Below are 25,212 nucleotides of genomic sequence, written 5' to 3'. Positions count from 1 at the left end.
TCAAAGGGTCTGAATCACATCACCACGCGCCTGCAAGAGGCTCGAAGATGCCAAATGAGCGAGCGCATCCGGCCCGACGGGCTCCTCGGCTTGCCAGGGGAGCCAGGCCGTGCGCTTGGCTTGCTTTTCCACAACCTCACGAAGGTAGCGATGCTCGGAGGCTTCGCGGCATTGCAGCAGGGGATCACACGAGCCGCTGTTGAGCAGGCTTTGATTGATGACCCAGGCAAAGGGCTCGATGCGTGCGCGGAGGAGGTCTTCCTGCAAGGCGGCGGCTTCATGCACGGGCGTGGCCTCCGGCAGTGTGACGAGCAGGATGCGGGTGAAGTCGGGATCGCGCAGGCGTTCGAGGAGTTTGAGGACTTCCTCGGGCTGCGTGCTGCGGGCTTGGCGCTCCAGCTCGCGTTGATAAGCCTCGCTGGCATCGAGAAGGAGCAATGTGTGGCCGGTGGGCGCGGTGTCGAGCACGACGAAGCGACCTGTGCCACGACCCACTTCACGAGCGAAGGCGCGGAACACGGCGATCTCTTCCGTGCAGGGCGAGCGCAGGTCTTCTTCGAGCAAGGCGCGGCCTGCGTCATCCATCGCGGCACCTTGGGCCAGCATGACTTCGCCTTGGTAGGCGGCGGTTTCCGCAGCGGGATCGATCTTGCTGAGCGTGAGGCCCTCCACCTTGCCATGCAAAGTCTGCGCCACATGCGCGGCGGGATCGGTGGTGCTGAGATGCACGGAATGGCCACGCCGTGCCAGCATGACGGCGATGGCAGCAGCGACAGTGGTCTTGCCCACGCCGCCTTTGCCCATGGTCATGATCACGCCATTGCCCTGTTGTTCGATGGTGGCGACGAGGTCTTCGAGACTTTCCATCTCAGGCGGCGTCCAGCCGCTCTCATCCGCCTTCACGCACTTGCCTTGCCCATCACCGCTCAGCAGCACGCGCAGACCGCCGATGCCGAGGATGTTGATGGGGCGCAACGGCACGATGAAGCTCGGCATGGAGCTGATGAACTCACTTGCCGCCGTCAAAGCGGACAATCCACGCTGCTGCATGGCCTGCGCGGTCACATCTTCCGGGCAATCGGTTTCAAAGGTGCCGTTCACCACGAGGCATTGGTTGCCCACGCCGATGGCGCGCAGTTCCTTGGATGTGCGTTCGGCTTCGCGCAATGCCGCGCCTTGCGGGCGGCTGACGAGCACGAGCGTGGTGGCCGAAGCATCGGCAAGCGTGTTGACCGTGGCTTCATAAATGACGCGCTGCTTTTCCAATCCGGCCAGCGGGCCAAGGCAGGACGTGCCACTGGTGTTCTTGTCGAGGAACTGATCCCAGGCTTTTGCCAAACTCATCAAGCGCAGCGTGTGGCCGGTCGGTGCGGTGTCGAAGATCACATGGTCATAATCCTTCGCGGCGTCGGGATTGCCGATCAGACCCGAGAATTCATCAAAGGCCGCGATCTCGACCGTGCAGGAGCCAGAAAGCTGCTCCTCCATGCTGCGCAATGCCGCTTCCGGCAGGAGACCGCGCATGGGACCGATGAGACGCTCGCGATACGCGGCGGCGGCTTCGACAGGGTTGATGTTCATCGCATCCAGACCGGGCGCACCCGCGATGGGCGTGGGCTGGTTCGTGAGCTTCGTCTCCAGCACTTCGTCCAGGTTCGAAGCCGGGTCCGTGCTGACCAGCAGCACGCGTTTACCCGCCTCGACGAGTTTCAAGGCCGTGGCACAGGAGAGTGATGTTTTGCCCACGCCACCTTTGCCGGTGAAAAAGAGAAAGCGTGTCGAAGTGGCGGCATCGGGCTGATAAAATGGCAGTTTCATGATGCCTCCTCCTCTTTGCCGAGTGCCGCGCGGAACCAGCCGGGGCGTTCGTCCTTGGTCGGATAGCGGCCTTTGAGATGTACCTCGCCATCCCAGAAGATCAGCGGCAGCACCTCCGCGCCCTCCTTGTCCAGCAAGGCTTTCACCGCTGGATTCTGCACAAAGGCCATCGGCTGTTGGCCGAGGTTGAAGCGCTCGACCTTGATGTCGTGCGTGCCGAGCTGCGAGAGCATGGCGGCGAAGTTGACGAGGTCAGGATCAATATCGGTGCCGCAGATGCCGGTGGAGCAGCACATGGGAGGATCATAGACTTGGATGGTTTTCATGGTGGGAGGAGGAAAGGTGTTCGGCTTGCGACTGCGTTGCCATGGGGTGCATACCCCACTTCCAGTGAATCACACTACTTGGCTAAATTGCCAAGTAAAGCAGGGGCTGTGTGCCTATCTTGCGGTTGGGTGTCATCAAGAGCGCTTTATCGCGCAGGCCCTAGGTGAGTCAGAGGGCGAAGTTATCTCAACTGCGGCTCACCAGACACCACAGCAGCCTGATGCTCTTGCACGGCCTCATGGATCTGCGCGAGCACTTCCGGGTGCTGCGCGGCGACGTTGCGCTTTTCGGAGGGATCGCGGCCGAGATGGAAGAGCAGGGGAGGCTCATGCGCTTCGGCTTTGGGCTGGCCGTAGCCGGTTTGGCTCTGAAAGTGCGCTTTCCACTCGCCGAGACGGCAGGCGAAGAGCTGATCGCCACGATAGTAGAAGTAGGGGCGTGCAGGCAGCGGTTTGGATTCAAACAGCAGCGGCGCGAGGTCGATGCCGTCGAGCGTGACATCCTTCGGTGTGGGTGCTGCGGCGAGGGCGAGCGCGGTGGGCAGCAGGTCCATCGTGCTGGCGAGCTGGGTGGTCACGCCGGGCTTGATGCGGCCGGGCATCCAGGCGATGCCGGGGACTCTCATGCCGCCTTCCCAGGTGCTGCCTTTGCCATCTTTGAGCAGACCGGCGCTGCCGCCTTGATCGCCCATGATGAGCCAGGGACCGTTGTCGCTGGTGAAGAAGACGAGCGTGTTTTCCGCGATGCCTTCCTGGCGCAGTGTGTGGAGCACCTGGCCGACGCTCCAGTCGAGTTCTTCGACGGCATCGCCATAGATTCCGGCGCGGCTTTTGCCTTTGAAGTCGGGTGAGGCAAACATGGGCACATGCGGGAAGGTGTGCGGCATGTAGAGGAAGAATGGGCCACCTTTTTTCTCGGAGATGAACTTCACAGCCTCCTCGGTGTAGCGCTTCGTGAGTGTGGTTTGGTCGGCGGGTTGCTCGACGACTTTCCCATCACGCAGCAGGGCAACATTCCAGCCATCGTGCGGTGGGTTCGGCGAGGCGCTGATGCCTTTCGGCAGTCCAGGGCGGCCATCCATGTCATTCGAGTAAGGCAGGCCGAAGCTGTGTTCGAAGCCTTGATCGAGCGGGCGCGATCCCGCATGAATGCCGAGGTGCCACTTGCCGATGTGCCTGGTGGCATAGCCTTTTTCTCTCAAAGCCTCGGCGATGGTGATCTCCGCCGGTGGCAGGCCGCCTGCGGAGTTCGAGAAAAGCACACGTCTCGCGCCGCACATGCCACTACGGATCGGCAGACGCCCAGTCAGCAAGGCCGCGCGGCTCGGGGTGCAAACTTCCGCTGCGGAGTAGAAATCTGTGAATCGCAGCCCCTCGGCGGCCATCTGATCAAAATGCGGTGTATGTATGACTGGCGAGCCATAGCAGCCGAGATCGCCGTAGCCGAGATCATCGGCGAAGATGATGACGATATTTGGCTGCGAGGCAAAGAGCGTGGAGCCAAGGGTGAGCAGAATGAGGACCAGTCGCTTCATGTTGGTTGGTGGGTTGCTGGAATTTTGATTCCTAATCCATATCTCCCAGCTCCGAACGAAACGGAGAGGATGCGGACAAGGTTGAGCCTACATTACTTTTTACTCTTCTTGCCGCCGGCTTTCCACTGCGGTTCCCATTCAGCGAGTGGGCTGCGGGCGGTCTTGAGATAGGTGCCGATCTTCTCAGCGATGTCGGGATGCTTTTCGGCGACGTTGGTTAACTCGGCGACATCGTTTTGCTGGTCAAAGAGGTGCACGGGCGCGTCTGGACCTCCACTGCGGATGCCCTTCCAGCGGCTTTGATAAAGAGCAGCCTGCTTGAAGCCGCCTTCGTGGAACTCCCAATAAAGGAAGTCATGCTTGAGCTGCTCTTTGCCCGTGAGCACGGGCACGCGGATGCCGCCATCGGTGAGGCTGCGTTTGATGCCGGTGTAGGGGCCGTTGGGATTGAAGCGCTCGAGGTCATGCTTGCTCTCGTTGTGCGGGCCGTTGTCGCTGGTGAAGACGATGAGCGTGTTCTCCGCGAGACCGAGCGTTTTGAGATGCGCCATCATGCGGCCCACATAGCTGTCGAGGCGCGTGATCATCGCAGCCTGGCCTTTGTCCTGCTTCGGCCAGTCTTTATCCGCGTAGGGGCCGAAGTCGGGCACATGCGCCCCATCGCCGAGGATTTTGCCGCGCTCGTTGTTCGCATGCGGGATGACCATGCTCCAGTAGAGGAAGAAGGGCTGCGCTTTGTTTTCGCTGACGAATTTCAGCGCATCGTCAGCGAAAAGATCATCCGCGTAATGAATCGCCTCCGTGGCATAGCCCGCGCCATCTTCGCCGACGGGCACGATGATGTTGGAGAGCGGCTCCTTGCTCTCATTGCGCCACAGATAGTCCGGGAAGTGGTTGTGCGCGTGGTGCTGGCTCAGGTAGCCGTAAAAGTAGTCGAAGCCATGCTTGCGCGGCAGGCCGCTCTCCGCCGCGCCGACATTGCCGAGGCCCCACTTGCCGATGAGCGCGGTTTTGTAGCCCGCCTTCTGCAAGACACCCGCCACGGTAACATCGCCTGGCTTCAATGCCTGAGCCGCCGGGTTCGTCTGGCCCGAGTTGCCACGCACGCGAGTGTGGCCGTGATGCAGGCCTGTCATGAGCACTGAACGCGATGGCGCGCAGACCGTGGCACCAGCGTAGAAATGCGTGAAGCGCATGCCCTCAGCCGCCATGCGGTCAATGTGCGGCGTGGTGATGACCTTCTGCCCGTAGCAGCCGAGATCCGCGTAACCGAGGTCGTCCGCCATGATCCAGATCAGATTCGCCCTGTCCGTCGGAGCCTTGGCGGAGTCGGGCTGCGCCGAGAATGACAAATGTGGAATGACAGCTGAGCAAAGCGAGACAGCCAGCACCGCGAAGCGTGTGCTGATCCGAAGGAGTGAGCGAAGCGAAGCAAATGACGAAAAGAGAATGAGGGCGCGGAAAAGCTTCATGGAACCGCTGCGAACGACAGGCAGGGGTTGTTTCTTCCACTTCATGCGCCCTCTCGGTCAGCGGGCGCTCGGCGAATGGCATGGTGAAAATGGACAGCAGAATGGGGACAGCAGATTGATTCTCTGATGGGTCTGTTTTCCATTCTGCTGTCTTCATCCCAGCCTCACCGCTCCGCAAGCACGTCCTGCTCCCATTGTTTCCCCAGCGCTCTCAGACGCTTCACCTCATCTATCCTCGTCGTTTTCACATCCGTCGTCTCGGTGGGATCGTTGGCGAGGTCGAAGAGCCACTCTTCCGCCGGGCTGCCGCTGTCTTCTTTGGCGATCCATTTCAGATTTGCTGAGCGCACCGCACGCCAGGTGCGGTCGCCACGCCGGGCACGCCAGAAGAGGTCACGCGGCGGAGTCTCGCGGCCTTCGATCACATCCACGAGCACCGGATGACCATCGGGCGCTTTGGTGCCTGCGAGCTTCAAGAATGAAGCGGTGAGGTCCATCAGCATCCACGGGCGGTCATCCCATGCGATGTCTCCCCGCAATGGTCGGCCTTTGGCCGCTTAACTGAATGTTGGACTCGTGACAATCACGGCGAGGCCAGACCGCAGAAGATGTCGGGTGACGATTCTCTCATTCAGGTTCGCACAGAGACGCGCAACCGTTTTTCTGCGGCGAGATCGTCCCCTGGCGAGGTGCGGCACAAAAAACCTGCGTCCATTTTCACATCCGTCCGTCTCCCTCGCTGAAACCGCGTGGCATCACGCTGACGGTGAAACTCAAACCCACATCCATCCACCCATGAAAAACCTCCAACCCAACGAAACCATCATCAATCAGGACCGTGTGCGCCAGAATGTGCGCGAACATTATGGCCGTATCGCCGGTGAAAGCGGCTGCGGCTGCTCGCCGACATGCTGCACGCCCGGTGCTGGCAGTGCGGACGATTTTGCCCGCAAAATCGGCTATGACACCACGCAGACCACCGACGTGCCTGAGGGCGCGAACCTCGGCCTCGGCTGCGGCAATCCGCATGCCATCGCCGCGTTGAAGCCGGGCCAGACCGTGCTCGATCTCGGCAGCGGTGCGGGCTTTGACGCTTTCCTCGCCGCCCGTGCCGTGGGCGCGGAAGGAAAAGTCATTGGCGTGGACATGACGCCGGAGATGATCTCCAGAGCACGTGCGAACGCGGCCAAGACCGGTCTCGCGAATGTCGAGTTCCGTCTCGGCGAGATCGAAAACCTGCCCGTGGCCGATGCCAGCGTGGATGTGATCCTTTCCAACTGCGTCATCAACCTCTCGCCCGACAAGGCGCGTGTCTTCGCCGAGTCCTTCCGCGTGTTGAAGCCCGGCGGCAGGCTCGCCATCTCCGATGTCGTGGCGCTGCAACCCGTGCCGAAGGCGCTACGGGAGGACGTGCAACTCCACGCCTCCTGCGCCTCTGGTTCCGCGCTTGTCAGCGAGGTCGAGACGATGCTGCGTGAGGCCGGTTTCTCCGACATCCGCGTCACGCCGAAGCCGGAAAGCAGCGCGGTGATCCAGCAATGCTTCCCTGGAAAAGGCTTGGAGGATCTGTTTGCCTCCGCCACCATCGAAGCCGTCAAACCGCTCCGCGCATGACCCTCACGCTCGAAGACATCTGGACCCGTTTCGCCGCGCGCCTGCGCTTTTTCATCCGCGGGCGGGTGGCTGATGATGCAAGCGCGGAGGACATCCTGCAAAACGTGTTCGTAAAAATCCAGCAGCGCCTCGGCACCCTGCGCGGTGTGGAGAAGATCGAGGCATGGGTGCATCAGATCGCCCGCAATGCCATCGTCGATCACTTCCGCGCCCAGCGCCCCACCGATGAGCTGCCGGACGACCTTGCGCAGCCGCTTCAAGACAGCACCGACGAGGCGGAGAAGGCCGGACTGCTCGCCGCCTTCCGTCGCATGATCACCGAGCTGCCGGAACCGTATCGCGAGGCAGTCCAGCTCACCGAGCTGGAGGGCCTCACGCAGCAGGAACTCGCCACCCGTCTCGGCATCAGCCTCTCCGGCGCGAAATCGCGTGTGCAGCGCGGCCGAGCGATGCTGAAGGACATGCTGCTGGAATGCTGCCGCTTTGAGTTCGATCGTCGCGGCGGCGTGGTGGAATGTGAGCCACGGGAGAAAGCAGGGTGTGTGGAGTGCGCTTCTTGAAAGGGCTGACAAAGTTCTTGCCATAGGCATTTATTTGGCGAAATAGCCAACAAGATGCCCAAAGCCTCCGCCAAGACCTCCGAACGCCGCGCCACTGTGATCAAGGCGCTGGCGCATCCGTCGCGGATGCTCATTGCAGAGAAGTTGATGGCCGGGGAGATGTGCGTGTGCGACCTGAAAGAGCTTGTCGGCGCGGACATGTCCACCGTTTCGAAGCACCTCACGCTCATGCGCGAGGCTGGCGTGCTGAACTGCGAGAAGCGCGGGCTGAACATCTACTACTCGCTCGCCTGCGACTGCCTCGGCGACTTCCTCCGCTGCGTGGACAAGCTCGCCTGCGGCGGCAAGAAAACCACCTGTTGCTGATTCCTCATGACCATCACCGACTTCCTTTCTCAACTTCGCTCCCATGCTGACAAGCCCGTGCGATTCCTGCTGCCGGATGGCGGCCTGATCCCGGCGCACTTCCATATCACCGAGGTGGGGCACGTTTTGAAGCGCTTCATCGACTGCGGCGGCACGCGGCGCACGCTGGAGACCTGCCTGCTGCAAACCTGGGTGCATGACGATCTCGATCATCGGCTCATGGCGGACAAGCTGGCCATGATTTTTGACAAAGCGGGCGATGTGCTGCCGCATCACGACCTTCCCGTCGAAATCGAATACGAGGACGGCGTTGTGGCGCAGTTCCCGGTCGAAAGCGCGGAGATCATCGACGGCATGCTCGTCTTCCGCTGCGGCTGGAAGCACACCGACTGCCTCGCTCGTGGTATTTGCCTGCCCGGCGAGTGCTGCACGACTCCAGAACCCGCTGCGAAAGCCGTTCCCGCGACCTGCTGCACACCCGGCTCGAAATGCTGCTGACATGAACAAGCTATTCTCAGAACTGCTCGGCACCTTCACGCTCGTCTTTGCGGGCACCGGAGCCATCGTCATCAACGACGTGAGCGGAGGCGTGATTGGTCACGCGGGCATCGCGCTGACCTTTGGACTGGTTGTCATGGCGATGATCTACACCTATGGCGATGTCGGCGGCGCACACCTCAATCCGGCCGTCACTCTCGCGTTCGCGGCAGCGCGTCGCTTCGCGTGGAAAGAAGTTCCAGGCTTCGTTGCCGCCCAAATCGTCGGCGCATGTCTCGCCAGCGGCGTTTTGCGGCTGCTGTTTCCAACTCACACAAAACTCGGCGCCACCCTGCCTGCGGGAGGCGCGATGCAGAGTTTTGTCCTTGAAGTCATTCTGACTGCCATCCTCATGCTGACCATCCTGCGCGTTTCTACCGGCGCGAAGGAGAAGGGCATCACGGCTGGCATCGCTATTGGTGGTGTGATCGCGATGGAAGCGATGTTTGCCGGCCCGATCTCCGGCGCGTCGATGAATCCGGCCCGTTCGCTGGCTCCAGCGCTCATTTCCGGTCATTTCGAGCATCTCTGGATCTATCTCGCCGCTCCCACGCTCGGTGCCTTGCTTGCCGTGCCTTTATGCCTCGGCGTGCGTGATCCCGGCTGCTGCGGAGGCCAATGCCAGTCTGCGGCCGATTCAAACTCCCAATCCTCATGAAACCCCTGGTTCTTATTCTCTGCACCGGCAATTCCTGCCGCTCCCACCTCGCCGAAGGCATCCTGCGTTCGGTAGCTGGTGATATTCTCGAAGTCGCCAGCGCCGGGTCGAAGCCTGCGGGCTATGTGCATCCGCTCGGCATCAAGGCGATGGCGGAGATCGGCATCGACATCAGTGCGCACACGAGCAAGCACATGAACGACTTCCTCACCCGCGATGTGGAAACGGTCATCACCGTCTGCGGCAACGCGGATCAGGCCTGCCCGATGTTTCCCGGTCAGCTCAACCGCCACCACTGGCCTTTTGACGATCCCGCACACGCCACCGGCAGCGAGGAAGAAATCCTGGCCGTCTTCCGCCGCGTGCGGGATGAGATCAAAGCGGTCTTCACCGCGTATGCGGACGGAAGGCGCGATGAGATGAAGCGCCGGCAGTGATAAGGCTTACTGAGCGCCAGTCGGCTTCATTGACATGAGACGCGTCGTGACCTGCTGGCGCACGGGCATCGGTTTGCCCTCCACCTTGAGCTGGATGGTGGCGGAGAAGACGGCCAGGGAGATGGTTTTGCGTTCGAGATCGAAAAAGACATGGCCGTTGACCTTGGAATCGTCGCCGAGGGTCACCGGGCGCTCGGTGCGGAGTTCGCGGCCAGTGCTGTCCTTGTCGCGTTGGGATTTCATGGTGCCTTCAAAGGCGATCTGCGCCTGACGGCGGCCTTCGCGATCGACGACGCCGTCGAATTTGGCGTTCAGCTTCACCTGGACGGTACCGGCCTGGGGGAAGGGGACGATTTCGTCGGAGATCCACTTGTCACCGGGGCGCACAGGGATTTTTGGCAGTCCCATCTCGAGAGAACGGCGGTAAAGCGTGGCAAGCTGGCGGGCGTTGGCGATGGAGGTCAGATCAGGCTCCACACCGCCGGTGACCATGGAGGCGGTGTCTTTCGCATCAAGGAAAGCCCCTTTCTCATCATAGACGAGGGTGAAGCTTTTTCCTGCAGAGCCGCCGAGGATCTGCTGGAGCGCCGGATGGGACGCCCCAGGATTCTTCGAGTCGAACATGTGGCTTTTGCCCTCATAGGTCATTTCACCGAGCAAGGATTCGATCATCACCTTGGCCTCGGTCTGGCCTTGGGGTGTCTTTTGCACCGCGATGCTGGTGGTCTGGTGCATGCGCAGCTTCTGGTCGCTGGTTTTGCCGAGAGCGGTCAGGAAATTCGTCGTGTCGGTGTCCGATTCCTGCACATAGGTCTGGCCCGGTTCCCAGTGCAACTTCAGTTCCACCGGGGCGTCTTGGGCCGGGGCGGAGGAAAAAAGGCAGAGAAATGTTGAGGCCAGGAGCGCGGCGGGGCGGAGCATGGGCCGAGGTAAGCCACTGGGCGGTGGTTTGCAACGCGGCTCTCCCCGTCGGGCAGGGTTTTTGTTCCTCAACGGAAATCGAGAGGAGAGTTGGCACGCTTCCGGCTCTATTTCCTTTTTGCAAAAGGTTGGGCCAGGAAAATGACTTCCCACGGTTCTGATCGTTGCAATTCGTGAACCACACTACTAATTGCTGTTAACCATGAAAAAAGTCGAAGCGATCATCAAACCGTTCAAACTCGAGGATGTGAAAGAAGCCCTCTCCGAAGTCGGAGTCGAAGGCATGACCGTCGTGGAGGTCAAAGGATTTGGCCGCCAGAAGGGCCATACCGAGATCTACCGCGGCAGTGAATACACCGTCGATTTCCTCCCGAAAGTGAAGATTGAAGTCGTCGTGGACGACAGCCGTGCAGACACCGTGGTTGACGCCATCGTGAAGGCCGCGAACACCGGCAAGATCGGAGACGGCAAGGTGTTTGTCAGCCCCGTGCTCGACGCCATCCGCATCCGCACTGGCGAGCGTGGTTCCGACGCCGTGGCCAGCAGCTAATTTCTCCCCCAGAACCTTCCCGTTCTTTGATGCCCGCCCCCTTGCTTTGCTTGGGGCGGGCATTTTTTTTTAGAGGGGGGCTTTGTGACGATTTCGTCACAATCATAATCTGGTAGTGTTACGGTTTTGTCACAAAAGGTGGCCGCGAGCAGAATGGAAGCCCTTCCGATCTCTGTTCCTTCTCATCAGCATGTCGTTTCCTTGTCCTTCCGTCACTTGCATTACCGTCCTGGTGGCTCTTGCAGCCCTCTCGCTGCCATGCGAGGCCGCCACCCTTGATACGCGGACCGTCAGCACCGCAATCGCACCGACCCCGACTGCCACGCTAGGTGAGCAACTAGAGAACCTCGGGCGCGTCTATCAGGATAAGAACAACCCTGTCGTGCAGGAATTCTGGCTTCTGGGCCGCTATCACGCCCAGCAGCACTGGATCGATGGCAGTAACGGCCGGTATGAGGAGAGCCTCGAAAACCGGCGCCTGCGCATGGGGTTCCAGGGCAAATTCTTCAACAAGTTGACGCTGCACGCCCAGATGGTCAGCGGCACCGACCTTGAGCCCTTTTACAACGGCTTCACCGAGTTGTGGGCGCAATGGTCCTTCAACGATGCGCTGAACCTGACCATCGGTCAGCAAAAGCACCGCTTCACCCATGACCGCAACATCTCCAGCCGCTATATCAACTATCTAGAGCGCGGCATGCTCACGAACATGTTTGGGCTGGACTACACACCTGCGGTCACCCTCAGCGGCAAAGGCGGACGTTTTAGCTACTACACAGGCCTGTTCTCCAACGCGACCGGCCCGAGCATGGGCAATTCATTCACGAAGCTCAATTCTGGCTGGAGCTACCTCGCCTCGCTCACCTATGATCTCGGGCACCCTGCTGGCCTCGATGCTGCGCACTTGAACGTGAGCTATCTCTACAGTGACTTCAATGCCCGCGCCACGAACCTCAACCGCTTCTACAACGGTTTTTCGACCGCGCTCATCCTCGCGGAAGGCCCCATGTCCCTCGTCACTGAGATCACCTCTGGATTGGGCGGCACCCGCGGCGCGGCGCATGGCATCAATTTCCAGCCCGGTATCTTCCTCACCGACAAGCTCCAGCTCGTTGGCCGCTATCAGTTCGCCTTTTCTGAGCGAGAAACCGGCCTGAGCGCCCAGCGCCGTTACGAACGCAATGTCGGGCTCAATACCGGCGACCGCTACCATGCCGGCTATCTAGGTCTCAATTACCACATCGCCCGCCATCGCCTCAAGATCATGACCGGCGCCGAATACGCCAAAATGAACGGCCAGGACAGTTGGATGGGCATGGTGGCCTTCCGTTTCTTCTTCGGCCCGCACTCCAAAGGCCCGTTCCCCATGGCACAGACGCTTGACGGTGTCTGGTGAGCACAAAAAACTCCTGTATGCCGCTCTGAAACGAATCCGTCACAAAACCATCCGGGACCTGTCTTGACAGCCCGCAGCCCCTTCGCTCTATCTGCCACGCACGTCATTCCCATGATCTCCTTCCAAAAAATCTTCGGCAAAACCGACATCTTCTACGACCTGCTCGAAGCCAGCGCGGCCCAGGCCAAGCAGAGCATCCAGGCTCTCAACAAATTGCTGAGCCTGCCCATTGATCCCTCGCAGAATCTCGACGCTCTCATCGCCTCCCGCCGCGAGGATAAAAAAATCACGCAGCAGATCGACGAGGCGTTGTGCCGCACCTTTGTCACGGAACTGGAGCGTGAGGACATCGAGGCGCTGGCCAACGTGCTCTACAAGATTCCCAAAACCGTCGAAAAGATCGCTGAGCGTGTGCTGATCTGCCGCGAGCGCCTGGGGCAGGTGGATTTCTCCAAACAGATGCAGATGAAGCAAGAGGCCATCGAGATCGTGGTGACCATGGTCGGCGAACTGCGCAAGAAGCTGCACCTGGAACGCATCAAGGAGCTCAACGCCAGGCTCCAGAAGGTCGAGGGAGATGCTGACAAGCTGATGCTGGAGTGTCTGCGCGTTCTTTACACCACCGAGAAGGATGCGGTGGTGGTCATCATCCTGAAAGACCTCTACGATTTGATGGAAAAGGTCGTGGACCGCTGCCGTGACGCTGGGAACGTCGTCGCTCACATCGTGCTGAAAAACTCCTGAGCCGCCGCCGCCGCGATCCATGACTACCGCGCTGCTCCTGCTCCTTGTCGTTCTGCTCGTGGTGTATGCCTTTGAGTACATCAACGGCTTTCACGACACGGCCAACGCCATCGCCACCGTCGTCTCCACCAAGGTGCTCACGCCGCGGCAGGCGCTGCTGTTGGCGGCCAGCATGAACCTCGTCGGGGCCTTCTTCGGCCAGGCCGTGGCCAAGACCATCCACAGTGGCATCGTGGATGACAAAGTGGTGGCGGTGACGACGCTGACGGTGTTTTGCGCCATGCTGGCCGGTATCATTTGGAATCTGATCACCTGGTGGTTTGGCATGCCTTCGAGTTCCACCCATGCGCTGGTGGGCGGATTGATCGGCGCGAGTCTGGGTGCGGCGGGCGGCAACTGGAATGTGCTGATCTGGTCGCGCGTGAAGATCGACAAAGTGACGGGCAAGGAGAGCATGGAGGGCATTTATCACAAAGTCGTGGTGCCGATGATCACCTCGCCGCTGCTGGGGCTGGTGGTGGGCTTCCTGCTCATGGGCTTCCTGTTCTGGCTGCTTCGCAACTGGCGGCCGCACACGGTGAACAGGGTGTTTGGCCGGCTGCAAATCGTCAGCGCGGCGGGCATGGGCTTTGGCCACGGCCTGGCGGATGCGCAGAAGACGATGGGCGTGATCATGCTCACGTTGTTTGCCGCCACGCAGGCGGGTGAGCTCAATGCCCTGCCGGAGTGGCTGGGTTTCCTGAGAATCGTGGACAAATCGACCGCGATCCCGATTTGGATCGTTCTGACCTGCGCTCTCACGATGGCCGCCGGCACCTACGCTGGCGGCTGGCGCATCATCAAAACCCTGGGCCACAAGATGGTCAAAATGAAGCCCGTGCATGGGTTTGCGGCCGAAACGACCGCCGCGACGATTCTTGTTGCAACCGGCTATCTGGGCATGCCGGTGAGCACCACGCACACGATCACCACCAGCATCATGGGCGTGGGTGCCGCAAAACGCTGGGGCTCCATGCGCTGGCCGCTCATCGAAAGCATTGTCTGGGCCTGGGTGATGACCATTCCCGCCACCGCCCTGCTCGGCTACGGTTTGCACCGGCTCATCACTGCGGTGCAGTAACTTCATTCAGTGCGGCCCGCAGCGCGGCCACCATGCGCTCGATTTCCTCCAGCGTGACGCACAACGGCGGCATCAGCACGAGCGTGTTGCCGATGGGACGTGTGAGCAGGCCGTGGTTGCGTGCGGCGAGGCAAACTTTGGCCCCCAGGCTCAGATCCGGTGAATCCACCGTCATCGCCGCGATCATGCCGCACTGGCGGAAGGCAGGCAGATCGGCCATCAGCTCGCCCAAGCGTGCGATTTTGGCCGAAAGCTGTTCCAGCACGCGTTCCTCGCGGAAAATGCGCAGACTTGCCAGCGCCGCTGCACAACCGAGCTGACTGCCCGCGTAGCTGTGGCCGTAGAAAAACGTGCGGCCCTCGTGCGGCTCGCCGAGAAAGCCTTCAAACACACGTTCGCTGGTCAACGTGACCGCCAAAGGCAGATAACCGCCCGTCAGGCCCTTCGCGAGGCAGAGGAAATCGGGAACGACGCTCTCATGCTCGCAGGCGAACATCCTGCCCGTGCGGCCAAAACCCGTCATGACCTCGTCGAGGATCAAAAACACGTCCTGCGTTGCGCACCATGCATCCAGCGCCTTCAGCATCCCTTGCGGCCACAGACGCATCCCGGCGGCACCTTGGATCAGCGGTTCGATGACGACGGCGGCGATGCGGGAACGGTCGTCAACGGTCAAGAGGTCAAGGGCGTCAAGACTTGGGACGGTGATGACGCGGTAGCCGAAATCGTTGCCGCTGCCTTTGAACAGCGGAATGCCGCCGAGGCTGGCCGCGCCCAGCGTATCGCCATGATAGGCACGATCAAACGCGACCAGCGTGTCGCGTTGCGGCCTGCCGTTCTGCTTCCAATACTGCAAGGCCATCCGCACCGCCGATTCGATCGCCGTGGAACCGTTGTCGGTGAAAAAAGCGCGTGTCAGTTTGTCGCCCGGCACCAGATCCACGAGTTCCTTCGCCAGCCGGATCGCCGGTTCATGCGTGAAACCGAGAAACGAGGTGTGCGCGACTTTGCCGAGCTGTTCCGTGATCGCCGCGTTGATCACCGGATGGTTGTGACCGTGGATGTTCGTCCAGATGGAGGCGTTGCCGTCGAGGTACTCGTTGCCGAACTGGTCTTTGAGTGCGCAAGCGGACCCCTCCACCAGCATCAACGGGACGTGATCCGCCGCACACCATGGCTGCATCGGCGTGAAAGGGTGCCAGAGGTGGCGTTTGTCGAGGGTGGTCAGGTCCGTGACGGGGAACATGGGCTTGCGTTCTTTTTACACTAGCATCCTTTCATAATGAGCCGCGATTGTTTAAATTTTCTCATATATGCCGTTTCATATTTTTAAAAGATGATCGTGCCCCGCATGCCAGCTGCACAACTCTCCAACACCGCCAACCAGCCTGCCGGAAACAGCGCGCTGTTCCCGGTGACGATGTGGTCGATGATTCAGGAGGCCGGGCGGGAGGAGGATGCCCTGGCAGGATTGGAACGGCTGGCGCGGGCGTACTGGCGGCCGCTCTATGTGTTTGCGCGGCAGCGAGGATCTGCGCACGACGCGGCGGCGGACGAGGTGCAGGGTTTTTTCGAGCACCTGCTGTCCCGGGACATGCTCAAAAACGTCAAGCGCGGCGAGGTGCGCTTTCGCAGCTTCCTGCTGCGCTGCTTCACGAACTGGCTCCTCAACGAGCATCACCGGAACCATGCGGCCAAGCGCGGCGGTGGCGCGGCACTGCTGCGCATGGATGAAATGGACTCCAAAATCGAGAACCCGGCCTTGATCGAGGGGAAATCGCCCGACAAGGCCTATGACCACGGCTGGGCGCGTGCCTTGGTGGATCATGCGATGAAGCGGCTGGAAGTGGAGATCGAGCAGCGTGAACGCAGCGAGTTTTTGATGGAATTGCGCGAGCGCACCTTCGCCAGCAACGGAGCGGGTCCTGACTGGGAGGAAATGGCCCAGCGTCATGGCATGTCCCATGGGGCGGTGCGGAAGGCGGCCACGGACCTGCGGCGGCGGTTCGGTGTGCTGCTGCGCACCGAGGTGAGAAGTATTGTTTCGAAGGATGAGGAGGTGGACGGGGAACTGCGCTACCTCGTGAGCCTGCTGTCCATGGCGGCATGAAGCCTGCTGGAAACGCGTATTCATCGCCCCGCATGAGTGCCGCCGCCCCGCCAAATGTCTGCCCCGTCTGCTCCAGCAGGCTGGAGCAGGATGGTGTCTGCCTGGTGTGTCTGCTACAGGAAGGTCTGGAGGCGGATCACGTCACAGGTCAGCCTGGTTCGACGCCCACCCCGCCCGCACGGCATCTGACCCTGCCGTGCGATTTTGCCGGCTACCGGCTGGTGCGGGAGATTGCCTGTGGCGGAATGGGGGTCGTGTACGAGGCGGAAGATGTGAAGCTGCGGCGGGTGGTGGCGATGAAGGTGATCCGCAACGCCCACTTCGCCACGCGGGACGAAGCGGCCCGTTTCCGGGCGGAAACGCAGGCGGTGGCGCAGCTCGACCATCCGGACATCGTCCCGATTTATGAAAGCGGCGAGTATGACGGCATGCCCTACTACACCATGCGCCTTGCCGAAGGAGGATCACTGGCCGAGCGCCTGAAAAAACGCGGGGTGATGCCGGATCGTGAGGCGGCCACGTTCCTGAGCCGGATCGCCCGGGCCGTGCAGCATGCGCATGACCACGGGGTGCTGCACCGTGACCTGAAACCGGCGAACATCCTGCTGGATGTGGCCGGCAAGCCGATGCTGTCGGATTTTGGCCTGGCAAAGCTGCTGGATGCGGAGTTCCAGCTCACCCGGAGCAACGCCTATGTGGGTACGCCGCATTACATGAGCCCGGAGCAGGCGGCGGGGAGGTCCAAGGAAGTCACCATCGCCAGTGATGTGTGGGCGCTGGGGGTCATGCTCTACCAGATGGTGACGGACAAGCTGCCGTTCCAAGGCGGCAGCGCGGTGGAGGTGATGCGCCGCATCACCCAGGAGGAGCCGGAGATCAGCTCCACCGGGAAGTTGATTTCACGTTCGAGCGCGAAGTCGGTCGAGACGAAGCCGGTGGCACCGTCGATGAGCCAGATCTCTCAAATTCAACGAGATCTAGCCACCCTGATCCTGCGCTGTTTGGAAAAGCAGCCCGCCCGGCGGCTTGCCAGCGCCGGCTTCCTGGCAGACGAGCTGGACCGTTTTTTGCAGGGCAAACCGATTCAATCCAGGTCGGTGGGGTCGTTTGAACGGTTGTGGAAGCTCGCCTTGAGGAACAAGGCGGCCACCCTTGGGATTCTGGCCACCTCGGCGGCACTGATCGGGGGCATGGTTATTTCTCTCTGGCATGCGGTGAAGGCGGAGCGGGCCGAACAAACGGCGCTCCAACAAAAAGCGGAGTCGGACGAGATCGCCAGCATCGTGATGGCGACCGTACGCAGCACGGATGAGCATGTGGTTGGCAAAGACCTGGATTCAGATCAAATGCGGGATGAGTTGCTGCGGCGAGTGGCAGCGTTCCAAGGAGACCCTGGGCGGAAGGCGGCCATGCTGATGGATCTGTCTGCCATGCTGAGAAAACCGGCGGACATCCAAGTCTTCCGTCAGGTTTTGGCGGAGTTGGAGTCCCGTCTGAAGGCGGATGATCCGCTGTTGTGGAGTCTACGCTACCTTGTGGCGCTCAAGATGATGCATGCTTCGGATGCTGCGAGTGCTGAGTCGAGGGAGGCGCGCGACGAACTGCGCCGGATTTTGGCCTGGCAGACAGCGCATCTGGACGCGGGGGACACTCAAACTTACAGGACCAAGTACGCGCTGGCGGAGGAGCTGCTGGATGAGGTAGGGACGCCGGAGGCGCTGCGGGAGGCCGAGGAACTGCTGCGGTCCTGTGTGGCGCACTACGAGCGCAAGCGTGACACCTTTGACATCATCACCGGCAACATCGAGCTGATGTCGGTCGTGTTTAACCAGGGCAGGCAGGAGGAGGCCCTGAAACTGGGGCGCGAGACCTGTGAGCTGGCGATGAAGAAGGAGGGCGAGGGCCATGCGATCACCGGACGTGCTTTGGGGCGTCTCGCGAAGCATTGCCGCGAGGCCGGGCTGGTCGAGGAGTCCATCACGCATGCCCGCCATGCGCTGGACATTTACTGGCACACCGTCGGTCCCGATTACGTGAAGGCGAACGCGACCTTGGACGCGCTGGCAGGGACGCTGGAAAAAAAGGGCGATCGCGAGGCCGCGCTGCAACTGCGCCGGGACTCCCTCCTGGTGTGTGACCAGCAACTCGGCCCGATGTCCCCCGAAACCCAGTGGCAGGCGGCCAGGGCGGTCGAGGCGTTGCAAGACCTGCACCGCCTGGAGGAGGCGCATGCCCTGGCGGAACTCTGGCTGGAGCGCGTGCGCGTGGATGGCAGACTGCCCCCCGGTGCCGCGGCTTTGTTGATGTTCGACTTCCTCACCTTGCAGGAATTGGGCCGTCACGGGCAGGCCGAGGCCCTGCTGCAGCATCTCCCCGGACTGCTTAAAGCCCAGCAGTGGGGTGAATCCGCCTATTACGTGCTCAGGCGCTGGAAGGCTGTCGCAGCGAGGTTGAACCAGGCCGGGCGGCCCTCGGAGTGCCTCATGATTGTCAAACACCTCATCCAGGCGCTGGACAAAGACGACATCAGCGGGCGCAAAGCCACAGGGTTGCGGCCGGAGTTTGAGGAACTGCTCGAGGCGGCCGAGGCGGCGCAAAAAGCGGCTGTCGCAGCTGGGAAAGGCGCTTGAGCCGGAAAAATCGCAGTCCGCTCAAAATATATTTCACCCGTGAGGTAACACGCCTGCCGGGAAGTTGTGGATGCCGGATGCACGAACCCGTGCATCCCATGAAAACACAACATCCAATACTCCGAAAACTGCCCCATGCGGCATTCGCGGCGATTCTATCGCTGTCTCTCGCTCTGAAACCCGCCTACGCGGTGGATCCCGGCACCTTGCTGACAGGCGCCAACAACCTGGATGGTGCTGGCGGCATCATCAATGGCGGCAGTGACACCGGCTACTTCGTTAACACCGGCAGCCTCAATCTAAGCAATGTCACCCTGCAAAACTTCCAAACTGTCGGCGGTGAGGGCAGCGGCGGCGGCGCTGGTTTAGGCGGCGTTCTGTTCATCAATTCTGGAGCGTCAGTCACGCTCAACAACGTGAACTTTCTCTCCAACAACGTGATTGGTGGTCAGGGCGGAGTAGGTGCGGTGGGTGGAACGCTGAACGGCGGAACGCTGAACAACCTGATTACAGGTTCCACCGCCGCCAGCGGAGCAAATGGCTATACGCCGACGCAGACCACCTATACAGACATCGGCGGCACGACCGGCACCAAGGGCTACAACGGCAGCAACAGCATTCTTGGTTTTGGCGGCGCTGGTGGGAACGGCGGCAATGGCGGCAATGGTGGCGACCGCAACGAGTCGCTCATCCTCGGTGTCACTATGGCTTCGCTTGATGTGGTGGCCGTCGGTATCGAGCTCGCCGCCGCCTCCGGCAATCCATTCACGATCAATGTCGCGATTGGCCTCGCACCGAGTGTCATCAACGCCGGCATCGGTCTCGGCGATGCGGTTGCAGCCCTGGTCTATTTCGACCAATCACTGGCTGATGGTCAGATCGGCTTGGGAGGAGGCGCTGGCAAAGGCGGCAATGGCGGCAACAGCGGCTTTGGTTTAGGCGGCGCAGCCGGCGGCAACGGCGGCAACGGCGGCATTGGCGGGGCCAACTGGAGCGGTTCTGCCTTCAAGGGTGGTGCCGCAGGCGGTGACGCCGGGGATGGTGGCAACGGCGGCATCGGCGGCTTTGGTGCCGGTGGTGGCCGGGGCGGAAACGGTGGCATCGGTGGCGGTGGTGCTGGCTGGACAGCTTCCGGCGGCTCGCCCGCCGTCGCGGATGTGACCGAGACCGTGGTCATCCCGGCCTCTTACAGCAAGGGTTACATCGACCCTGTTACTCTCCAACGGGTGCAACTCGAGGCCAATCTCGACAGTATGCCGGCTTCCTACGCTTTTGATCACGACAGCAATCCCATGACGGCCCCCGTGACCGTGGTGGGCCAGGAGGACTCTCCTGCAACGAGCGTGGAGATCATCAAGACTCCCGGCACGCCGGCCATTGCGGCCACCCAGGGCGGTTCCCGCCCGGACGGCCTGGATGGAGCGGCTGGCGGCGGTGGCAACGGCGGATTTGGCGCAGGCGTGGGAGCCAGCGGTGCTGCCCCCGGAGCGCTCGTGGTTGGCGGCAGTGGCGGCAGTGGGTATGGCGGTGCCATCTTTGTGCGTTCAGGAGCAACGCTCACCATCACCGGCAATGCCTTGTTCGACGGCAACGGTACGCGCGGTGGCGACGGCCAGGCTGGGGACGTGAATACCATCGCAGGAGCACCCGGCGGTGCGGCTGGTTCCGATTTGTTCATGATGACCGGCTCCACGGTGATCCTTAATCCCGGCGCAGGCAACGTGATCACCTTCAACGGCGATCCTTCCGGCACTTCCATTGCAGATGACAGCGCCCCCTCGGGCACGGCATCGAACATCCGTTCCGGCGAGGGCGCGGACATCACCATTCAAAGCGGTTTGGTGCAGTTCAACGGCACCAACACCTACACCGGCCAGACCATCATCGAAGGCGGCACGCTTCAGGCCCAGGACGGCGACGGCATCTACTTTGACAGCAATATCGAGTTCAAAGGCACCCTGACTTCGGACGCGGTGTTGATGGGCAACGGTGATTTCACCCGCTACGTCGGCACCCAGAGCAATCGCGTCCAGTGGACCGGCAGCGGCGGTTTTGCGGCCATTGATGGCGAGCTCAATGTGAAGCTCAGCAACGGCCAGACCCAGACCTGGGGCGGCGGCAGCTTTGTGCAGGATGGCAGCGCGCTGGTGTTTGGCTCCGCGACGGCGACGGACAAGGTCAATTTTATGAACAACATCAACCTCGGCGGTGGCAACCGCACCATCCTGGTGACGGCCAATGACGCCGACACCGAGGCAGGAGTGGACGAAAACGTCGATTGGGCCGTGTTCAACGGCGTCATCTCCAACGGCTCGTTGACCGTCAACGATGCCAATCACACTGGCACCGTCGTGCTGGCAGCCAATAACACCTTCACCGGGCCCATTGACGTGGCGGGTGGCACCCTGGCCACCTCCGGCGACAATCGCATCGCCGACACGACCGCGCTGAACGTCCAGAGCGGGGCCAGCTTCACCGTGGGCGGCAATGAAACGCTCGGCACCCTCTCCGGTGCTGGGGACATCGAGATCCAGGACAGCAATATCCTCACCACGGTGATGGCCGCAGACGCCACTTTCTCCGGTGTCATCTCCGGGACGGGTGCCCTGACCAAGGATGGAGCCTCCAAGCTCACCCTCTCCGGTGCCAACACCTACACCGGGGCCACCCTGGTGAAAGCCGGCACGTTGGAAACCTCCGGCAATGAGCGTCTCTCCGATTTCACCAACCTCACCGTGCAGTCGGGTGCCACATTCCGCCTCGGCGGCACGGAAGCTCTTGGCACCATCGCTGGCGCAGGTTCGTTTGATCTCCAGGGCAATGCCCTCACCACCAATGCCGACACCGACACCACCGTTTCCGGCGTCATCTCCGGCAGCGGCGGCAGCCTAACGAAAAATGGCACGGGCAAGCTCACCCTCACTGGCGCGAACACCTACTCAGGCGCCACCACCATCAATGACGGCACCGTTGCCCTCTCGGCAGGCGGTTCCTTGTCTGACAACACCGCTTTGAGCATCACCGCCGCCACTGGCGTCTTCGACATCTCGGCCAAAACCGGTGCCAGCGAGACCATCGCTTCCATCGCCACAGCAGCAGGATCATCCGTGGTTCTCGGCGCGAAAAATCTCACCGCAGGCGACGCCAATGACACCACGGTGGCAGGCACCATCAGCGGCACGGGCGGTTCCTTCACCAAAACGGGCGGCGGCAAGACGACCTTCACGGCGGCGAACACCTACACCGGTGCCACCACCATCACGGACGGCATTTTCGCCCTCTCGGCGGGCGGTTCGCTCTCCGACCTCACCGCAGTGAGCATCACCAGTGCCACCGGCACCTTCGACATCTCGGCCATTGACGCCAGCAGCGAAACCATCGCCTCCATCGCGGGTGTGGCGGGTTCGAACATCGTCCTCGGCGCGAAAAACCTCACCGCAGGCGACAGCACCGACACCACGGTGGCAGGCGTCATCAGCGGCACGAATGGATCGCTGACCAAAACCGGCACGGGCAAGCTCACCCTCTCCGGTGCCAACACCTACACCGGCGACACCACCGTGAACGCAGGCACCGTCGAAACCTCTGGCAACGAGCGCATCGACAACGCCTCCGACATCATCGTGGCCTCTGGTGCGACCTTCCGCCTCGGCGGCAATGAGTCCGTCAGCACCATCGCAGGTGCCGGGGCCATCGAGCTTCAGTCCAACACGCTCGTCTCCAATGCCAATGCGGACACCACCTTCTCCGGCGTGATCAGCGGCACGGATTCCTCGGTCCTGACCAAAACCGGCACCGGCAAGCTCACGCTCTCCGGCGCGAACACCTCCACCGGCACCGCCAACTTCAATGGTGGCAGCGCCGATCTCACCGGCAGCCTTGCCAGCAAGATCGTCAACGTCGCCTCCGGCGTCGTGCTCGACAGCAAGACCGGCGGGCTCTCCTCGGCCGCTGATGTGTCCAACAACGGCACCATGAACCTGGGATCCACCAATGACACGGTCAATTCCTACACCAGCACCGGCACCCTCAACGGTCCCTCTACCCTCACGGCGCTGAACTACAACCTCAACGACGGCTCGATCATCAATGCCAACCTCGGCACTGGCACAATCACCACCAATGGTGCTGTGGATCTCTTCGGCACCAGCCAGGCGTCCATCGTCGTCATCAATGCCTTGAGCGTGCTCGACCTGAAGGCGACGGAATTGATCCTCAACACCGCTTCTGTAACGGTGAACGGCATCCTGAACCTCGATTACACCGGCGGCATGGAGACCTTCACGACGCTCCTCGGTTCGGGCACTGTCAATACCAACGGCAACCAGTTCGTCATCAGCGACGGTGGCCTCTTCACTGGGATCATCAACGCCCCGAATTCCAATCTGATCACCGGCACTCCTGGCGTCGGCACCCCCTTGAATCTCGGCGGCGGCACCACCACCACTGAGAGCACCACCATCTCCAACGGCCTGATCGTCGGCAGCGGTGCCACACTGAACAGCACCACGATCACCATTGCGAACGGTAGCACGCTGGACCTCAGCGGCGGTGGCACCATCATCTTCACCACCGTGACCAGCACTCCGGGCACAACTGGGATCATCAACATCGGCGCGAATGACTTCATCATTCCCTTCGGTTCGACGATCTCCGGGAACATCACCTTCGTCGGCACCGGGAATGTCATCAACCTCGGCACCATCACTCCGGGCTTCTCCCCTGGTATCGTGACCCTTGCCGGTGCTGCGCCTGTTCTTGGCGTGGTCAAGGCCGAACTGGCTGGACTCGGTGGCGTTGCGGGCACGGACTTCGATCAGGTCCGGCTCACCACCCCAGGTGCAGTGGCCAGTGCCGTGGGCGGCACGTTGAATGTGGCTGGCTTTGGTGGGTTCACCCCTGTTCAAGGCAACTCGTTCCAGATTATCGCTGGTGCGGCTGGCGCACTGCCCATCAATCACCTCACTGGCACTTTTGCGGTCGTGGACTTCGACGCTGATGGCGTCGGCATTGGCGCGGCTGCGGTCGTGAATGCCGCCGTCGTCTTCGACGTGAACACCGGCCTGCTCACCGCCACCGGTCTCAACGGTCCCACCAGCACCTTTGCTGAACTCGGTTCCAATGCGAACCAGAGCGCCGCTGCCACGGCGATCTTCAACTCGGCGCTCGTCGGCCCCAATCAGATCGACAGCTCCACCATCGCCGGAGCGCTTGCCTTGCAGATCACCGACGCCGCCAACGGCTCCGGCGCTGATCTCGCCAAATATGTCCCGGACTACTACGGCTCCATGGCCGATTACGCCTTCATGGGCAATCAGGTGCTCGCGCAGGCCATCCAGGATCGTGTTTCGCCGATGAACTACATGCCCGCCCAGCCCGGTGAGGACAGCTTCACCGACGTGCCGGAGCACATGTCCCTGTTCTTTGGCTACACCAACAGCAGCATGAGCACGGCCGACAACGCCGACGTCAGCCGCAACGATTACTATGCGGGCCTCAATCTGCTCGCTTCCGAGGACTACACCGTCGGCATCGCCGGCAGCATGAGCGAGGGCAGCATCAGCGCCCCGCTCGGCAGCGCGGAGTCCGAGGGCTTTGGTGCCATGATCTTCGGCCGCGTCACTGTGGCGAAGAGCTTCACCTTCTTCGGCAGCCTCGGCTACACGCAGCAGGACTTTGATCTCCGCCGCCAGACGGTCAACGGCCTGGCCACCGGCTCCACCGACTCCAGCAGCTACGTCGGTTTCCTCGGCGTGCAGTACAAAGGCTGGCGTGTGGGCAATGTCTCCATCGCCCCGCGTTTGTCGCTCACCTACTCGAACACCAAGGTGGGCGGATTCACCGAAACTGGCACCATCGACGCGCTCAACGTCGGCGGTTACACGGACTCGCGCTTCATCGCCGAGGCCGGTCTCTCCGCCCTGTGGAGCACGGAGCTGGCAGGCAGGCCGTTCAATCTGGAAGTCGGCCTCTCGGTGCAGCAGGCGCTGCAAAACGACAAAAGCCAGATGGCGGTGAACCTCGTCAACGTCCCCACCGCCAGCTACCCGGTGAACTTCGCCGGCAGCGACGACACCCAGGTCGTCACACGGGTGAACGCCAGCTACGCCATCGCGAAAGCCGTCACGGCCTACGCCGGCTATGAAGGCCACTTCGGCGGTGAATCCAGCCACCACCTCAAGGCAGGCTTCCGCATCAACTTCTAAGCGGTCTCGAATTCTCCCTGGTCGCGGTCCGGCACAACGCCAACCGCCGGACAGCGCATCAGGGAGCGCTTCGGATCACTTGGCCATAACCACGCAGGCGCGATCTTTTCATGGGGGTCGCGCCTGCTTCTTTGACAGGCCATGCTTGGAGTACGTTGTTCACGCTTCAGCGTGGGAAAGCCCTCGTCACGCTAAAGCGTGAACAACGTACC

At 61.5% G+C, this 25,212-nt stretch carries 20 protein-coding genes; 13 read left to right on the top strand and 7 right to left on the bottom strand.

Features of this window, described 5'->3' with window-relative positions:
* The 5 genes from arsA to U1A53_RS04925 form a co-directional block, all read right to left on the bottom strand.
* The gene (arsA, locus tag U1A53_RS04945) at positions 1 to 1,818 is read right to left on the bottom strand and encodes an arsenical pump-driving ATPase (RefSeq protein ID WP_322279368.1); all 1,818 of its coding nucleotides are present in this window, start codon (positions 1,816 to 1,818) and stop codon (positions 1 to 3) included.
* Positions 1,815 to 2,144 carry an arsenite efflux transporter metallochaperone ArsD gene (gene arsD, locus U1A53_RS04940; RefSeq protein WP_322279367.1) on the bottom strand — a complete coding sequence of 110 codons (330 nt, stop codon included), beginning with the start codon at positions 2,142 to 2,144 and terminating at the stop codon, positions 1,815 to 1,817. The genes arsA and arsD overlap by 4 nt, the downstream gene beginning before the upstream one ends.
* A 182-nt stretch (positions 2,145 to 2,326) precedes the next feature.
* Positions 2,327 to 3,679 (bottom strand): sulfatase, encoded by a 1,353-nt coding sequence (locus U1A53_RS04935; RefSeq protein ID WP_322279366.1) that lies wholly within the window; start codon positions 3,677 to 3,679, stop codon positions 2,327 to 2,329.
* Between the two features lie 92 nt (positions 3,680 to 3,771).
* The gene (locus tag U1A53_RS04930; RefSeq protein ID WP_322279365.1) at positions 3,772 to 5,151 is read right to left on the bottom strand and encodes an arylsulfatase; all 1,380 of its coding nucleotides are present in this window, start codon (positions 5,149 to 5,151) and stop codon (positions 3,772 to 3,774) included.
* A 164-nt stretch (positions 5,152 to 5,315) separates the two neighbouring features.
* Complete coding sequence (locus U1A53_RS04925; protein ID WP_322279364.1) at positions 5,316 to 5,648, bottom strand: hypothetical protein; 333 nt, start codon at positions 5,646 to 5,648, stop codon at positions 5,316 to 5,318.
* Positions 5,649 to 5,946: 298 nt separating this feature from the next.
* On the opposite strand from U1A53_RS04925, the gene U1A53_RS04920 reads away from it, so the two are divergent.
* From U1A53_RS04920 to U1A53_RS04895, 6 genes are read left to right on the top strand one after another with little or no spacing between them, the layout of a single operon-like run.
* Positions 5,947 to 6,765, top strand: a complete 819-nt coding sequence (locus U1A53_RS04920; protein ID WP_322279363.1) for an arsenite methyltransferase — start codon at positions 5,947 to 5,949, stop codon at positions 6,763 to 6,765.
* Entirely contained in the window at positions 6,762 to 7,325 is a 564-nt protein-coding gene (sigZ, locus tag U1A53_RS04915) for an RNA polymerase sigma factor SigZ (protein WP_322279362.1), read from the top strand. Before U1A53_RS04920 ends, sigZ begins: the two co-directional genes overlap by 4 nt.
* Positions 7,326 to 7,379: 54 nt before the next feature.
* Positions 7,380 to 7,691 (top strand): metalloregulator ArsR/SmtB family transcription factor, encoded by a 312-nt coding sequence (locus U1A53_RS04910; protein WP_322279361.1) that lies wholly within the window; start codon positions 7,380 to 7,382, stop codon positions 7,689 to 7,691.
* A 6-nt stretch (positions 7,692 to 7,697) separates the two neighbouring features.
* Complete coding sequence (locus U1A53_RS04905; protein WP_322279360.1) at positions 7,698 to 8,189, top strand: DUF6428 family protein; 492 nt, start codon at positions 7,698 to 7,700, stop codon at positions 8,187 to 8,189.
* A 1-nt stretch (position 8,190) separates the two neighbouring features.
* The gene (locus U1A53_RS04900) at positions 8,191 to 8,886 is read left to right on the top strand and encodes an aquaporin (RefSeq protein WP_322279359.1); all 696 of its coding nucleotides are present in this window, start codon (positions 8,191 to 8,193) and stop codon (positions 8,884 to 8,886) included.
* Positions 8,883 to 9,323, top strand: a complete 441-nt coding sequence (locus tag U1A53_RS04895; protein ID WP_322279357.1) for an arsenate reductase ArsC — start codon at positions 8,883 to 8,885, stop codon at positions 9,321 to 9,323. Before U1A53_RS04900 ends, U1A53_RS04895 begins: the two co-directional genes overlap by 4 nt.
* A 6-nt stretch (positions 9,324 to 9,329) precedes the next feature.
* Here the strand turns inward: U1A53_RS04895 and U1A53_RS04890 are convergent, their stop codons facing one another.
* Positions 9,330 to 10,244: a hypothetical protein gene (locus U1A53_RS04890; protein ID WP_322279355.1), complete on the bottom strand. Its 915-nt coding sequence runs from the start codon at positions 10,242 to 10,244 to the stop codon at positions 9,330 to 9,332.
* Between the two features lie 202 nt (positions 10,245 to 10,446).
* On the opposite strand from U1A53_RS04890, the gene U1A53_RS04885 reads away from it, so the two are divergent.
* From U1A53_RS04885 to U1A53_RS04870, 4 genes are all read left to right on the top strand, one after another.
* Positions 10,447 to 10,794, top strand: coding sequence for a P-II family nitrogen regulator (locus U1A53_RS04885; RefSeq protein ID WP_322279354.1), 348 nt, complete (start codon positions 10,447 to 10,449; stop codon positions 10,792 to 10,794).
* A gap of 190 nt (positions 10,795 to 10,984) precedes the next feature.
* Positions 10,985 to 12,190 (top strand): porin, encoded by a 1,206-nt coding sequence (locus U1A53_RS04880; protein ID WP_322279353.1) that lies wholly within the window; start codon positions 10,985 to 10,987, stop codon positions 12,188 to 12,190.
* Positions 12,191 to 12,301: 111 nt separating this feature from the next.
* Positions 12,302 to 12,934 carry a DUF47 family protein gene (locus tag U1A53_RS04875; protein ID WP_322279352.1) on the top strand — a complete coding sequence of 211 codons (633 nt, stop codon included), beginning with the start codon at positions 12,302 to 12,304 and terminating at the stop codon, positions 12,932 to 12,934.
* Between the two features lie 19 nt (positions 12,935 to 12,953).
* A complete protein-coding gene (locus tag U1A53_RS04870; protein WP_322279351.1) occupies positions 12,954 to 14,054 on the top strand; it encodes an inorganic phosphate transporter in 1,101 nt (366 codons plus the stop codon).
* Here the strand turns inward: U1A53_RS04870 and bioA are convergent.
* Positions 14,038 to 15,300: an adenosylmethionine--8-amino-7-oxononanoate transaminase gene (bioA, locus tag U1A53_RS04865; protein WP_322279349.1), complete on the bottom strand. Its 1,263-nt coding sequence runs from the start codon at positions 15,298 to 15,300 to the stop codon at positions 14,038 to 14,040. The two genes, U1A53_RS04870 and bioA, sit on opposite strands and share 17 nt — an antisense overlap.
* Before the next feature lie 105 nt (positions 15,301 to 15,405).
* On the opposite strand from bioA, the gene U1A53_RS04860 reads away from it, so the two are divergent.
* The 3 genes from U1A53_RS04860 (at position 15,406) to U1A53_RS04850 (ending at position 25,000) form a co-directional block, all read left to right on the top strand.
* A complete protein-coding gene (locus tag U1A53_RS04860; protein ID WP_322279348.1) occupies positions 15,406 to 16,164 on the top strand; it encodes a hypothetical protein in 759 nt (252 codons plus the stop codon).
* Positions 16,165 to 16,196: 32 nt separating this feature from the next.
* Positions 16,197 to 18,794 (top strand): serine/threonine-protein kinase, encoded by a 2,598-nt coding sequence (locus U1A53_RS04855; RefSeq protein WP_322279347.1) that lies wholly within the window; start codon positions 16,197 to 16,199, stop codon positions 18,792 to 18,794.
* Positions 18,795 to 18,892: 98 nt separating this feature from the next.
* Positions 18,893 to 25,000 carry an autotransporter-associated beta strand repeat-containing protein gene (locus tag U1A53_RS04850; protein ID WP_322279346.1) on the top strand — a complete coding sequence of 2,036 codons (6,108 nt, stop codon included), beginning with the start codon at positions 18,893 to 18,895 and terminating at the stop codon, positions 24,998 to 25,000.
* Positions 25,001 to 25,212 lie beyond the last annotated feature (212 nt).

Origin of the sequence: Prosthecobacter sp. (genome assembly GCF_034366625.1) — a bacterium.
GTDB lineage: Bacteria > Verrucomicrobiota > Verrucomicrobiia > Verrucomicrobiales > Verrucomicrobiaceae > Prosthecobacter.
Note: the sequence above shows the minus strand (reverse complement) of the source record. Positions and strands in the feature narration are given on the sequence as shown.

What these genes read in the sequence shown, in the direction of transcription:
- sigZ (WP_322279362.1), top strand. Translation starts at nt 6,762, where the DNA reads ATGACCCTCACGCTCGAAGACATCTGGACCCGTTTCGCCGCGCGCCTG.
- arsA (WP_322279368.1), bottom strand. Translation starts at nt 1,818, where the DNA reads ATGAAACTGCCATTTTATCAGCCCGATGCCGCCACTTCGACACGCTTT.
- U1A53_RS04910 (WP_322279361.1), top strand. Translation starts at nt 7,380, where the DNA reads ATGCCCAAAGCCTCCGCCAAGACCTCCGAACGCCGCGCCACTGTGATC.
- U1A53_RS04890 (WP_322279355.1), bottom strand. Translation starts at nt 10,244, where the DNA reads ATGCTCCGCCCCGCCGCGCTCCTGGCCTCAACATTTCTCTGCCTTTTT.
- U1A53_RS04875 (WP_322279352.1), top strand. Translation starts at nt 12,302, where the DNA reads ATGATCTCCTTCCAAAAAATCTTCGGCAAAACCGACATCTTCTACGAC.
- U1A53_RS04920 (WP_322279363.1), top strand. Translation starts at nt 5,947, where the DNA reads ATGAAAAACCTCCAACCCAACGAAACCATCATCAATCAGGACCGTGTG.
- U1A53_RS04925 (WP_322279364.1), bottom strand. Translation starts at nt 5,648, where the DNA reads ATGGACCTCACCGCTTCATTCTTGAAGCTCGCAGGCACCAAAGCGCCC.
- U1A53_RS04900 (WP_322279359.1), top strand. Translation starts at nt 8,191, where the DNA reads ATGAACAAGCTATTCTCAGAACTGCTCGGCACCTTCACGCTCGTCTTT.
- U1A53_RS04860 (WP_322279348.1), top strand. Translation starts at nt 15,406, where the DNA reads ATGCCAGCTGCACAACTCTCCAACACCGCCAACCAGCCTGCCGGAAAC.
- bioA (WP_322279349.1), bottom strand. Translation starts at nt 15,300, where the DNA reads ATGTTCCCCGTCACGGACCTGACCACCCTCGACAAACGCCACCTCTGG.
- U1A53_RS04930 (WP_322279365.1), bottom strand. Translation starts at nt 5,151, where the DNA reads ATGAAGCTTTTCCGCGCCCTCATTCTCTTTTCGTCATTTGCTTCGCTT.
- arsD (WP_322279367.1), bottom strand. Translation starts at nt 2,144, where the DNA reads ATGAAAACCATCCAAGTCTATGATCCTCCCATGTGCTGCTCCACCGGC.
- U1A53_RS04885 (WP_322279354.1), top strand. Translation starts at nt 10,447, where the DNA reads ATGAAAAAAGTCGAAGCGATCATCAAACCGTTCAAACTCGAGGATGTG.
- U1A53_RS04880 (WP_322279353.1), top strand. Translation starts at nt 10,985, where the DNA reads ATGTCGTTTCCTTGTCCTTCCGTCACTTGCATTACCGTCCTGGTGGCT.
- U1A53_RS04935 (WP_322279366.1), bottom strand. Translation starts at nt 3,679, where the DNA reads ATGAAGCGACTGGTCCTCATTCTGCTCACCCTTGGCTCCACGCTCTTT.
- U1A53_RS04870 (WP_322279351.1), top strand. Translation starts at nt 12,954, where the DNA reads ATGACTACCGCGCTGCTCCTGCTCCTTGTCGTTCTGCTCGTGGTGTAT.
- U1A53_RS04855 (WP_322279347.1), top strand. Translation starts at nt 16,197, where the DNA reads ATGAGTGCCGCCGCCCCGCCAAATGTCTGCCCCGTCTGCTCCAGCAGG.
- U1A53_RS04850 (WP_322279346.1), top strand. Translation starts at nt 18,893, where the DNA reads ATGAAAACACAACATCCAATACTCCGAAAACTGCCCCATGCGGCATTC.
- U1A53_RS04895 (WP_322279357.1), top strand. Translation starts at nt 8,883, where the DNA reads ATGAAACCCCTGGTTCTTATTCTCTGCACCGGCAATTCCTGCCGCTCC.
- U1A53_RS04905 (WP_322279360.1), top strand. Translation starts at nt 7,698, where the DNA reads ATGACCATCACCGACTTCCTTTCTCAACTTCGCTCCCATGCTGACAAG.